General features: G+C 69.6%; 9 protein-coding genes. 5 read left to right on the top strand and 4 right to left on the bottom strand.

Going from position 1 to position 12,628, the window contains the following annotated elements; genetic code table 11:
* The first annotated feature begins 125 nt into the window (after nt 1-125).
* Entirely contained in the window at nt 126-2,819 is a 2,694-nt protein-coding gene (locus tag E3O46_RS16420) for a helix-turn-helix transcriptional regulator (protein WP_134562097.1), read from the top strand.
* 41 nt (nt 2,820-2,860) lie between these two features.
* On the opposite strand, the gene E3O46_RS16415 is transcribed toward E3O46_RS16420, so the two are convergent.
* Complete coding sequence (locus E3O46_RS16415; RefSeq protein ID WP_134449193.1) at nt 2,861-4,198, bottom strand: glycosyltransferase family 2 protein; 1,338 nt, start codon at nt 4,196-4,198, stop codon at nt 2,861-2,863.
* A 310-nt stretch (nt 4,199-4,508) separates the two neighbouring features.
* Here E3O46_RS16415 and E3O46_RS16410 point away from each other — a divergent pair, with 310 nt between their 5' ends.
* The 4 genes from E3O46_RS16410 (at nt 4,509) to E3O46_RS16395 (ending at nt 9,855) form a co-directional block, all read left to right on the top strand.
* On the top strand, nt 4,509-5,870 hold the full coding sequence (locus tag E3O46_RS16410; protein ID WP_134449194.1) for a nucleotide sugar dehydrogenase: 1,362 nt from the start codon (nt 4,509-4,511) through the stop codon (nt 5,868-5,870).
* Nucleotides 5,871-5,954: 84 nt separating this feature from the next.
* Nucleotides 5,955-7,013: an NAD-dependent epimerase/dehydratase family protein gene (locus E3O46_RS16405; protein WP_134562096.1), complete on the top strand. Its 1,059-nt coding sequence runs from the start codon at nt 5,955-5,957 to the stop codon at nt 7,011-7,013.
* A complete protein-coding gene (gene glmS / locus E3O46_RS16400; protein WP_134449196.1) occupies nt 7,013-8,797 on the top strand; it encodes a glutamine--fructose-6-phosphate transaminase (isomerizing) in 1,785 nt (594 codons plus the stop codon). Before E3O46_RS16405 ends, glmS begins: the two co-directional genes overlap by 1 nt.
* Before the next feature lie 155 nt (nt 8,798-8,952).
* Nucleotides 8,953-9,855, top strand: a complete 903-nt coding sequence (locus E3O46_RS16395; RefSeq protein WP_174775140.1) for a hypothetical protein — start codon at nt 8,953-8,955, stop codon at nt 9,853-9,855.
* Between the two features lie 25 nt (nt 9,856-9,880).
* Here the strand turns inward: E3O46_RS16395 and E3O46_RS16390 are convergent, their stop codons facing one another.
* The 3 genes from E3O46_RS16390 to hemB form a co-directional block, all read right to left on the bottom strand.
* The gene (locus E3O46_RS16390) at nt 9,881-10,225 is read right to left on the bottom strand and encodes a hypothetical protein (protein WP_134449197.1); all 345 of its coding nucleotides are present in this window, start codon (nt 10,223-10,225) and stop codon (nt 9,881-9,883) included.
* Nucleotides 10,226-10,303: 78 nt separating this feature from the next.
* Nucleotides 10,304-11,635, bottom strand: coding sequence for a glutamate-1-semialdehyde 2,1-aminomutase (gene hemL / locus E3O46_RS16385; protein WP_134562148.1), 1,332 nt, complete (start codon nt 11,633-11,635; stop codon nt 10,304-10,306).
* Nucleotides 11,635-12,618 carry a porphobilinogen synthase gene (hemB, locus tag E3O46_RS16380; protein WP_416347623.1) on the bottom strand — a complete coding sequence of 328 codons (984 nt, stop codon included), beginning with the start codon at nt 12,616-12,618 and terminating at the stop codon, nt 11,635-11,637. The genes hemL and hemB overlap by 1 nt, the downstream gene beginning before the upstream one ends.
* Nucleotides 12,619-12,628 lie beyond the last annotated feature (10 nt).

Here is a 12,628-nt window from a genome sequence, read left to right as displayed (position 1 = left end):
CGGCTGCTGTACTCCCCCAACAGAGTGATCCGCACGCACTCGTTACCCGAAACGAAGCGCCGTCTCATGAATGAACTCCTTCACCGACCCCCGGAATGGCCCGGAATGATTCCTGGGGTCGTCGCATGAAGTCCAGCATCCACCGCGACACGCTGGGCGCGATCCTCGAACTCGCAACCGCCCCTCATGAGTCAGCCATGCTGGTCGTCGGGGAGCCCGGATCCGGCAAATCGCGCCTGCTCGCCTCCGTCGAACCGATCCCAGGGATCGAGATCTTCCGGGTCAGGATCAATCCTGCGGAAGCCGGCTTCCCGCTCTCCGGCCTCTCGGCCTTCGTCGCCTCGTTCCAGACCCCGGCCGCCGCAGCGCTCTCGAGCGAACTCCTCATCCCCGGCGAAGCGGATGCCCAGCTCGCCGCCCGCGCGGCGGAACTCCTCGCCCTGATCCGCGACTTCACCCCCGAGACAACCCTCCTCCTGATCGACGACCTCGACCTGATGGACCTCCCGAGCCAGACCGTCTTCGCGATGGTCGCGGCGCGCCTCGGCGGCACGGGGCTGCGCCTCGTGGGCACCGTGTGCGCGGAGCCCCCCGTCGGCCCGCTCGCCTCGCTCCCGCGCATCACCCTCGACCGCCTCACCTTCGCCGAATCGATGCTCCTCGCCACCGAGCTTCTCGGGCCCCAGTCCGACGAGGCACTCCGGCGGATGCTGGCATCCTCCTCATCGGGAAGTCCGTCCGAAATCGCCAGGAACGCCCGGCTCCTGACCAGCAGGCACCTCGGGAACGCCGCCCCCGTCGCCCTGCCGTTCCGCGCCTCCCGCGCTCCCTCGACCCGGACCTCACAGGAACCGGACGACCAGCACCTCCTCCTGGCGATGCTGTCCTGCTCCTACCTCAGCAGCCAGGATCCGATCCGCCAGAGCGGCGACCCCATCCGCGGCGCCCTGGAAGAACTCCTGTCGGCGGGAACCGTCATCCGCGACGGCCGGTACCTCCGGATTTCGGACTCAGCGCTGCGTTCCCACCTCTATTGGTCCATCGACGCCGGTACCCGCGCCGAATTCCATGCCCGTGCCGCCCGCAGCGAGGACGCACCCGGAGGGGATCCCGGCCTCGCCGCGTGGCACCGCAGCTGGGCGGATGCCGGCAGCCTCTCCTCGGACGAACTGCTCGCCTCCGCTGCCGAATTCGGCCGCAGGGGCCTGATCTGGCAGTCCGTCGAACTCGCCGAACGCGCCCTCGCCCTCGCGCTCGACGCCACCGGAAGCCCCGAAGCCCTGCTCGAGGTCGCGGAGGCGCTGTACCTGCAGGGCGAACTCTCCTATGCGGCCCGCTATGCCAGGCTCGGCCAGCGCAGGCCCGGCTCGATCGCCACGGTCACAAAGCTCGCGACCCTCCGCAGCGGGATCGAATTCATGTCGACCCACCAGCTGCTCACGACCGACCTCGACGACTGGGTCGGACCGCGCGGCGCGAGCGGCAGGGCGGAAGACCTCGCGCGCCTGCTCGGCATGAGCGCCCTCAGTCACGCCGAGCGCTGGGAGGTCGACGCCGCGCGGGAAGCCCTCGCCAGGGGCCGTCACCTCCTCGAAAGCGCGACCCCGGAGTCCATCGAACTCCACGAGCTGTCCGCACTGCTGCTGTCTGCTCTCGAGGGTGACCCCGGCCCTTCGACCCGGATGTTCGAGCGGCTGTCCCGGCACGGCTGGACCGAGGAGACGAGCGCCAGGGCACTGTCCGTCCTCGGCCGCAGCCTCACGTTCATCGACCGATACGGCGACGCCAGGCGCGTGCTGCGCACCGTCGTCGGCCTCGAGCCCCCGCCGGACCCGATCGTCCTGCAGACGGCCAGGTACTACCTCGCAGAGAACGAGATCCTCGCCGGCAACCAATTCGAGGCCATGGCCATCATCGAATCGCTCACAGGATCCGGGACGGAACAGGTGCATCGCCGCCCGCTCCAGCTGCTGACGGCCTGGTACTGGCAGGCCCGCGGAGACCGAGCGCGCGCGGACGCGGCGATCGAGCTCTGCAACCGCAGCTTCGCGACGAGCGACCATCCGGCTCTCGCCGCCCGGCTCGTGGCAGACCAGGGCCGGTTCGCCCTCATGGAGGGCAGGTTCGACGATGCGATCGCATTCCTGCACCGGGCCGGAGCAATAGGGTCAGCATTCCGCAACCCCTCGCTGCTCCGGAGCCAGGTCGACCTGATCGAGGCATACGTGCTGTCCGGCCGGCTGCGGGAGGCCGTGATCCAGTTCCGTGAGTTCCGGGCCAGGGCCCGGCCCTTCCACACCCGGTGGACGGTGCTCGCCACGGCACGGGCCGAGGCCCTGTTGACACCCGGCGAGGCATCCATCGCCGTCTTCGAACAGGCCGCCGGCCTCTGGCAGCCTGGCGATTCGCAATTCGAGCAGGGCCGCACCCTCCTGAGCTTCGCCGACCGGCTCGTGAGCCTCGGGCACGGCAGGGAAGGCGCAGACCAGTACCTGGCCGCGCGGATGATCTTCACCCAGCTCGGTGCCATCCCGTGGGCCAGAAAAGCGGATGCCGTCCGTCTCGGCACCCACGCCCCGAGCGTCAATCCCCTCCTCGCGACCCTTGCCCCCGACGAACGGCTCGTCGCCGAACTCGTGCAACAGGGCAAGCGCAACAAGGAGATCGCCGCCGAGCTCTTCGTCTCCCTGCGCACCGTGGAGGTACGCCTCACCCGCACATACAACAAGCTCGGTGCCAAGTCCCGGTCGCACCTGATCGCGCTGCTCTCCGGCACCGGCACGGTGCTGTCAGACGGTGCGGCAAGCGGGATGGTCTGATATACGGGATGGTCTGATCGAAAGGGACCGGTCAGGTCGCGCTACCCCGGCAGGGCGTCGCCGACCGCGATCCCGGGTGTCGCCGCCGTGTTGCTCCGTCGTTCCGGACTCTTCCAGGTGCCGCTCGACCGGCCGAAGAACGCCTGCGGGATGGTCCGGAGGCAGATGAACGCGTCGACGATGCGCACGAGCGGGAAGCCGATCCCGAGCACCAGGTAATGCACCCGCCCGGTCACGATCACGACCAGGATCGTGAGCAGGTAGTCCGGCACCAGCACCCCGATGACGATGGACGCCGGAGGGACGGCCTGCGCGACCGCGATCGACACCGGGTCTGCCGAGACCTCGCCCCAGGCCGCGGCCGCAAGCGACATCAGGAGCAGCGGCAGGAAGATCAGCATCATGATGCTGCTCGTCACGAGTTCGAAGACGTAGAGGGCGAGGGCTCCCCAGAAGGTCCCGAACCGGAAACCGTGCCGGCGGACCGTCTGCCAGAAGCCGAGCGTCCACCGGCGCAGCTGTTTCGTGTAGTCCCGGAAGGTGTCGGGGTCCTGGGTGTACGCGATCGCCGCGAGGGGGTGGAAGGCGATGCGGCCGAGCCTCTTGGCATGCACCTCGAATGTCATGTTGAAGTCCTCGATCGCGAGCCCCGGGGCGGAAATGTCGATGTCGGCGAGGATCCGGCTGCGATACATGCTCGCGAAGCCGGGGACGATCGACACCACGTTCGCGAAGCGGGCGGCCTGGCCGTACTTGAGGAGGAACTGCACGACCACATAGAAGCGTTCGCGGTACGCCACGAGAAAACGGCCGAGCCGGGTCGGTGATGGCGGGTCCGTCACCGTCGCGGCGCGGCCGGCGACGGCGACGACCCCGGGATCATCGAAGTACGGCAGGCCCGTCTCCATGTAGTCGTCCGCGAGCTGCGTGTCCGCGTCGAGCAGCATCACGATCTCAAAGCGTTCGGCAAGCCGGAAGTGCGTGATCGCGGCGACGAGCGCACCGGCCTTGCCGCGGTTGGGCAGGAGCTCGACGACGTTCGCCCCGCTCTCCTCCGCGATCACCGCCGTCGTGTCCTTAGACGCGTCCGAGGCGATGAAGATATTGCCGACGGGCACGAGCCTGGCGGCCGAGCGGATCGTGTTGCGGATCACGAGTTCTTCATTGTGCGCCGCGATCAGCACGGCGACGTCCTTCGGGGTGACGCGGCCGCCTGCTCCGGAGGCCGCCCCGCCAGCGGCCTGCTGTGCGAGCCGGTGGCGCGCACTCCGCGGCCGCTTCCGGAACGCCTGCGCGACAACACGGCCCAGACCGACCGTGCCCCACAGGGCGGTGTTCACCCCGACCACGAGGACGAGCACCACGACCAGGCTCAGCATGTGATTCTCCGTCGACCGGCCGGACGCGGGGTCGCTCCGGTGGTCCGACCGTACACGCGGGACGGGGCGCCCGCGACGGCAGACAGGTGCGGTTAACCACATCCGGGTGCGGGATGCCCACACGATCCCGCAGAGTCCCGGCCATGGCTTGCCCGGATCGCAACATCTGCAGAGACTGGCCGAGGGAACACCACACGCCGCACCTCGCCGAGTCCCGAAACTCCTCGACTGACGGCGGCGCATCCGCGAACCGCACCTAACCACCGAACCGCACCTAACCACACAGACTTACCCGAACAAAGGACCTGGAATGTCAATCGAAATCGTCGACGACTCTTCCCTGCCGCTCACGCACCAGGGCCGCCAGCGCACGAACGCGGACGCCCTGCTCATCCCGGTCATCCCCCGCACCCAGTTCGACTTCGACGTCGCCATCGTGGGCCTCGGATACGTCGGGCTGCCGACGGCGCTGTCCCTGCACGCCGCAGGTCTCCGCGTACTCGGCGTCGACGTGAGCGAACGCCGGCTCGCCGTGATCCGCAGCGGTGAAGCCGACCTCCTCGAGTCAGACCGGGAGCGCCTCGAGACGGCGATGTCGGGCGACGACTTCCAGATCACGGGTGACACCTACCTCCTCGGCGACGCGGCAGCGGTCATCATCTGCGTCCCCACGCCGATCGACGAACACCTCACGCCCGACCTCGAGATCCTCGCGAGCGCGTGCACGATGGTCGTCGACGCCGCCGTTCCCGGCCAGCTCCTGATGCTCACTTCCACGACGTACCCCGGCTGCACCAGGGACCTCCTCGTCACCCCGCTGCTCGTTCGCGGCCTGACCGCAGGCAAGGACATCTTCGTGTCCTTCAGCCCGGAACGCATCGACCCCGGCAACGACCGCTACGCCCACGAGGACGTGCCGCGGGTGGTCGGCGGCGCGACCCCGGCCTGCCAGGCCGCAGGAGCCGCCCTCCTCGGCCGCTATGCCCGCAACATCCACGGTGTCAGCTCCCTCGAGGTCGCCGAGATGAGCAAGCTCCTCGAGAACACCTTCCGGGCGGTGAACATCGCCCTCGCGAACGAATTCGCCGAGGCGTGCCTCGCCCTCGGGCTGTCGGTCATCGAGGTCATCAACGCCGCAGCGACCAAGCCCTACGGTTTCATGCCCTTCTTCCCCGGCGCCGGCGTCGGCGGGCACTGCATCCCGTGCGACCCGCACTACCTGCTCTGGCAGCTCCGCAAGGCTCACGTCGACGCGCCGGTCATCGAACACGCGATGAGCGAGATCGCCGGCCGCCCGCGCCGGGTCCTCGAGCGGGTGCGCGAAACCCTCGCCGACCAGGGCAAGCCTCTCCGCGGCGCACGCGTGCTCGTTGTCGGAGTCTCCTACAAGCCCAACGTCGCCGACCTCCGTGAGTCGCCTGCGCTGGATATCCTCAGCATGCTGGCCGACCAGGGCGCGGACGTCGGGTTCCACGACCCGTTCTTCGGGTCCGTCCGGCTCAGGAACGGCAGGGAGCTCACCGCGACGGTCGACCCGGACGCATTCGGCGCCGACCTCGTGGTCCTGCACACCGACCACGACAACGTCGACTGGGAGTGGCTGTCCCCGGAGGTCCTCGTGCTCGACACGACCTACCGTCGCACCGACCTGCCCCGCCGCGTGCAGCTCTGACCCCTTCTTTCCCGGGCGGATGCCGGGGGCCGCTCGGCCCCCGGCATCCGTTGCCCTGCCCACCCCTTCGATCGGAGAACCACCGTGAAATCATTGATCACCGGCGGCGCCGGCTTCATCGGCAGCCACCTCACCGAATACCTGCTGGAGCAGGGTGACGACGTCATCGTGCTCGACAACCTCTCGACGGGTTCGCTCCGCAACCTCGCCAGGGTCAGTGACAACCCCCGGTTGCGGTTCGTCCAGGGCAGCATCCTCGACAGGGCACTCGTCACCGACCTCATCTCCGGGCGTGACCGGGTCTTCCACCTCGCCGCGGCCGTCGGCGTCAAGCTCATCGTCGAGGAGCCCCTGACGAGCCTGCGCACCAACATCCACGGCACCGAGAACGTCCTCGACGCGTGCGTCGCCGCGGGGGCGACCCTGTTGCTCGCGTCGACCAGCGAGGTCTACGGGAAGAACACCGCTGACAGCCTCGACGAGGAGTCCGACCGCATTCTCGGCTCCGCCCTCAAGTCCCGGTGGACGTACGCCGCCGCGAAGGGGATCGATGAGGCGTTCGCGCACGCCTACTGGAGTGAGTTCGGACTCTCGGTTGCCATCGTGCGCCTGTTCAATACGGTCGGGCCGCGGCAGACCGGGCGTTACGGCATGGTCTTTCCCAACCTCGTCGGCCAGGCGCAGCGAGGGGAACCACTCACGGTCTTCGGCGACGGACGACAGACCCGCTGCTTCTCCTACGTCGGCGACATCGTGCCCGCCCTCGTCCGGCTCGCAGAGACTCCGGCCGCGTACGGCCTGGCCGTCAACATGGGCGGCGCCCAGGAGATCTCGATCCTCGGCCTCGCCGAGCGCGTGATCGACGTCCTCGGCTCGACGAGCGACATCAGCCTGATTCCCTACGAGCAGGCGTACGCCCCCGGCTACGAGGACATGCGTCGCCGGGTCCCCAACAACGGCCTCGCGCGGAAGCTCGTCGACTTCGAACCGAGTACCCCGCTCGACGACGTGATCCGGAACGTGGCCGGTGCCGCGGCGGGCGGCGGAAACGCCAACGAGGCCATGGCCCTCGCGGGTTCGCCGCTGCATCCGCACGCCCCCGGCCTCGTCGCCGCCGGCAGCCAGATCCCCGGGCTGCTCTGATGTGCGGGATCATCGCCTGTCGCGCCATCGAACCTGCGCCCGGCTATCTCGTCGCGGGACTCAAACGCCTCGAGTACCGCGGCTACGACTCTGCGGGCATCGCCGTGTCCGCGGAAGACGGCACGACGGCCGTGTTCCGCACGATCTCGCGCGTCGACTCCCTCACCGGGCTTGTCGAGGAGTGGGGCGGCCCCCTGCTCGCAGGCACCGGCATCGGCCACACCCGCTGGGCCACCCACGGCGGCGTGAGCGTTCAGAACGCGCATCCTCACCAGGACTGCGAGGGCCGCCTGAGCGTCGTGCACAACGGCATCCTCGACAACGCGGACCGGCTGCGCGCCGAGCTCGTGCATGCCGGGCACCGGTTCTCCTCCGAGGTCGACAGTGAGGTCATCTGCCACCTCGTCGAGGACCGCCTGCTCGACTCCGACGACCTGCTCGGTGCGGTGAGCGCCGCGGTCGCCCAGCTGACCGGCTCGTGGGCCCTCGTCGTCCTCGACGCACGGACAGGGCGCATGGTCGCCGCCGCACACCGCTCGCCGTTGCTCGCTGCCCGTTCCGCGGCGGGGATCTTCCTCGCGAGCGACATCTCTGCGATCGGCGACTGGGTCGACGAATTCCACATCCTCGCGGACGGCGACGTCGTCGAGGTCACGAACGACCTGGTCTGGACCAACTCCGGGATCCCGGCCGCCGTTCCCCCGGCCATCCCGCGGCCGCCGCGGCCGCAGTTCTCGCTGACCGTCGAGGCCGACGACCATATGGCCGCCGAGATCCGGGAGCAGCCGGAGGCCGCGGCCCGCCTTCTCGACGAGGTCGGCGGCCGGATCGCGACCGGCGAGCTCTGGAACGACCTCGGCCTGCCCCGGTTCGACCGGATGCGTGTGGTCGCGTGCGGGACCTCCCTCAACGCAGGAGAGGTCATCGGTTCCGCTCTCAGCCGGCTCGGCGGGCTCGGGCACTCCTCCGTCGTCGCGAGCGAAGCGGCGGGCTCCGTCGTCGAACCGGGAACGCTCACGGTGATGATCAGCCAGTCTGGCGAAACCGCGGACGTGCTCCGGGCCCTCGAGGAGGGACCGGAGGGTTCCCCGGTGCTTGCCCTCGTCAACAACGTGCACTCGACGCTCGGTCGCAAGGTCGACGCCGTCGTGAGCTGCGCGGCCGGGCCGGAAATCGGTGTCGCCGCGACGAAGACGTTCGTCTGCCAGGTCATCGTCGGCACCGGGCTCGTGATCTCGTCGCTCGTCGCGAGCGGCAGGATGGATGTGGCCAGGGCCCACCGGCTCGTCAACGACCTGTACCTGATTCCGGAACAACTCGCGGAGGCCGCAGCCGCCGCGCGGGCGCTGCTTCCTCCCCTCGTCGAGGAGGTGCGGGGCGCCAAGGGGTTCCTGTTCCTCGGGCGGGGCGCCGGCGTCGCATACGCCGCGGAGGGCGCACTCAAGCTCAAGGAGATCACGTACCGCTGGGCGGAGGCCTACCCGGCCGGCGAACTCAAGCACGGTCCGCTCGCGCTCGTCGAGGAGGGCACCCCTGTCGTCGTGATCGACGACGACGATCCCCGGCTGGCCGGGAATATCGCCGAGGTGCGCGCGCGCGGCGGGCGCATCATCACGATCGGCCGGCCGGGCAGCAGCGTCGAAGTCCCGTTGTCGCTCGGAGCACCGTGCGGGCCGCTCGCGGCCGTCGTTCCACTGCAGATGCTCGCTCTCGGCCTCGCCGTCGAGCTCGGCTTCGACGCGGACAAGCCCCGCAACCTCGCCAAGTCGGTCACCGTCGACTGAGCGGGGCGGTGGCGGCCGGCGGCCGGTGCGAGCCGGCCGACGGTCCGCTGGGAAGGTGGTGAAGATGACCCGTGAGCGCGCGAGAGGCCGGGTAGCATCTCAACGCCATCGGCTGCCGACCCGATGTGGACGTTCTGTGTGCTGGAGGAGGGCGAATGCCGGAAGACGATGAGCCAGCGGGCGGGACCCCTCGCCGGCGCGCACTCCTGATCAGTCTCCTCGCGATCGGCCTGACGGTTCTGGCCGTGCTGACGATCGTGGTGTCGACCGCTCCGCGACCCGGCCAGAGCACAGCTCCCCCCTCGGCCAGCCGGTCCCCCGGCACTCCGACACCCAGCGGGAGCCCCGCACCATCCGTGACCCCCGCGCCGTCCGCGAGCGCGGCCCCGACGGCTCCCACGGTCGGGGCGTACCCCTGGCACACCGGGATCGTCTCGACGACGTTCTGGGTCGGCGAGATCTTCGACCCGAACGCCGCGGACGGCAGCCAGGTCTATTCGACGTATGACTCGGGGTGGATGGCGAGCTATGGCGGTTGCGACGGCGTCCGCACGGCGGACGACTGCCAGACCGAGGTGCGGACGGCGGCCAACGACTACTTCCCGACCCAGCTGGCTCCGAAGGAGAACCCGTTCTACCTCGATCTCCCGTTCGACGACCTCAACGACGCCCAGGCGTTCGCGACCCGCGAGAAGGTCGTGCCGTGGGCCGGCCAGTCTGCGTACGCGGGCTCGGCGGGCGATGACACCGTGAGCCTGATGAAGAACAGGTGGGTCCGCATCCGCTCGAACGGCCAGACCTGTTACGGCCAGATCGAGGACGCCGGGCCCGGCCAGTACCACGATGCCGCATACGTGTTCGGTGCGGACGATGCCCGGCCGGCCAACAAGAAGTTCAACGGAGCGGGCATGGACGTCTCCCCGGCCCTGAACGGCTGCCTGCGATTCAGCGACATCAACGGGGAGAACGACACGGTCGACTGGCAGTTCGTCGAGGCGGCCGACGTCCCGCCGGGGCCCTGGACGAAGATCGTCACCACGAGCGGAGTGCGCCCGTAGCACGCGACCCGCGACCGGCGACCGGCTACAGCTTGAGCGAGGCGATCAGGTCTGGAGCGTGGTTGGTGGTGAGGATCACGCGCGAGAAGTCCTCGTCGATGAGGTCGATCACGACGGCCTGGCGGCGGCGCTTGATCGCGAGGAAGTCCTTGCCCCCGTGGAACTTCCAGGTGCCGACCGCGAGCACGAGTGGAACCTCGAGGCCGGGGGCGCGGATCCCGCGGATCCAGATCCACGGGTCGTCCGTGATCGTCACCGAGCGGATGTTGTCCCGTGCGACGACGATGTCCTCGCGGCGGAAGGCGAGCGTCTTCTCGGCCTTCGTCAGGTGTACCTCGAGCCGATCGGGATGAACGCGCAAGGAAGCCATAGGCCTAGTCTGCCCCGTTCGGCCGGTATTCCCGCTGTCGAAACCTCACAATGCAGTAACGCGGAACTGTGCGCTCCGTCAGTCGGGCACGACGGCCGCCGCTGCCGCCTTCGCCGCCGCGGGCAACGCGTCGAGAATCCACTCGATCGCCTGCTCGTCGTGGGCCGCAGAGACGAACCAGGCCTCGAACACCGACGGCGGCAGTGACACCCCGGCGTCGAGCATCGCGTGGAAGAACGGGCCGTACCGGAAGGCCTCCTGGCGCTGCACGGCGGCGTAGTCCCGTGGGGGGTGCGCTGCGGCATCCGCCCCGAACGCGAAGCTGAACAGGTTGCCCGCCCGCTGCACGCTGTGCGCGACACCCTCTGCTGAGAAGGCGGCGGAGACCGCGTTCGAGAGCAGCAGCGCCGTCGCATCGAGCCGCGGATAGACGGTGTCGTCGAGGGCGCGCAGGGTCGCGATGCCCGCTGCGACGGCGACCGGGTTCCCGGACAGGGTTCCGGCCTGGTAGACCGGGCCTGCGGGGGCGAGGTAGTCCATGACGTCGGCACGTCCGCCGAGGGCCGCGACGGGCAGGCCGCCACCGATGACCTTGCCGAACGTGAAGAGGTCGGGGCTGTACGGCTTCGCGGGGGTCTCTCCCGCGTTGTCGAGGCCCCAGTACCCGGCCGGCCCGACCCGGAAGCCGGTGAGCACCTCGTCGATGATGAGCAGCGCACCGTAGTAGTGCGCGAGCTCGGTCAGGGCTGCGTTGAAGCCGGGGTCTGGCGCGACCACGCCCATGTTCGCGGCGGCGGCCTCGGTGATGACGGCGGCGATCCTCCCCGGGTGGGCTTCGAACGCGGCGCGCACGGCCTCGAGGTCGTTGTACGGGAGCACGAGGGTCTGCGCCGCAGTCGCAGCGGTCACACCGGCGGAACCGGGCAGGGCGAGGGTCGCGAGCCCGGAGCCGGCCTGGGCCAGGAGTCCGTCGGAGTGGCCGTGGTAGTGGCCGGCGAACTTGATCAGGAGCTCGCGACCGGTGAAGCCGCGGGCGAGGCGAATGGCGGTCATCGTCGCCTCCGTGCCCGTCGAGACGAGGCGAAGCTTGTCGACGGCCGAGACGCGGCCCTCGATCAGCTCGGCGAGTTCGGTCTCGCCCGGAGTGGACGCACCGAACGACAAGCCGAGTGCTGCAGCGGCCTGGACCGCGTGGACGACCTCGGGGTGCGCGTGGCCGAGGATCGCGGGCCCCCAGGAGCTGACGAGGTCGACGTAGTCGCGGCCGTCTGAGTCGGTGACGTAGGCTCCTGAGGCCTTCACGAGGAACAGCGGGGTGCCGCCGACCGAGCGGAAGGCCCGGACCGGCGAGTTCACGCCGCCGGGGATGGCGCGCTGGGCGCGGGCGAACAGCTCGTCGTTGCGGGTCATCACGGGCGGTTTCCTTCGGTAAGCCAGGCGGCGAGTTCGACGGCCCAGTATGTGAGCACGGCGTCTGCGCCTGCCCGGCGGATGCTGAGCACCGATTCCTCGATCGAACGGCGGCGGTCGATCCAGCCCTGGGCGGCGGCCGCCTCGATCATCGCGTACTCACCGGACACCTGGTATGCCCAGACCGGGACATCACTCACGGCCGCGACGTCTGCGAGCACATCGAGGTAGCTGCCTGCCGGCTTGACCATCACGACGTCCGCGCCCTGTTCGATGTCGAGCAGGGCCTCGCGCACGCCCTCCCTGCGGTTGGCCGGGTCGAGCTGGTAGCTGCGCCGGTCGCCCGTGAGCGTCGACTGCACGGCCTCGCGGAAGGGGCCGTAGAACGCGGAGGCGTACTTCGCCGAATATGCGAGGACGGCGGTGTCCTGGAATCCCGAACCGTCGAGGGCCTCGCGAACGGAGGCGACCTGGCCGTCCATCATGCCGCTGAGCCCGAGCAGCCGGGAACCGGAGGCCGCCTGGATCAGTGCCATCTCGTTGTACCGCTCGAGGGTCGCGTCGTTGTCGACACTGCCGTCGAGCGCGAGCACCCCGCAGTGGCCGTGGTCGGTGAATTCGTCGAGGCACAGGTCGGTCTGCACGACGAGCGCGTCGCCGACCTCGTCTGCGATGGCCCGGGTCGCGACATTGAGGATCCCGAGCGGGTCGGTCGCGCCGGAGCCGATGGCGTCGCGCACATCCGGCACTCCGAAGAGCATCACGCCGCCGATACCTGCTGCGGCGGCCTCGGCTGCGGCCCGGCGCGCACTGTCGATCGAGTGCTGCACCACGCCGGGCATGGAGGTGATGTCCACCGACTCCCGCCCTTCGCGGACGAACATCGGCAACACGAGTTCGGCGGGGTGGATGCGGGTCTCACGGGCGAGCCGGCGGAGCGAGGAACTCGAACGCATCCGTCGAGGCCGAATAACTGGAGTAATCACCCATCCA

The organism is Cryobacterium glucosi (genome assembly GCF_004402235.1).
Taxonomy (GTDB): Bacteria; Actinomycetota; Actinomycetes; order Actinomycetales; family Microbacteriaceae; genus Cryobacterium; species Cryobacterium glucosi.
Note: the sequence above shows the minus strand (reverse complement) of the source record. Positions and strands in the feature narration are given on the sequence as shown.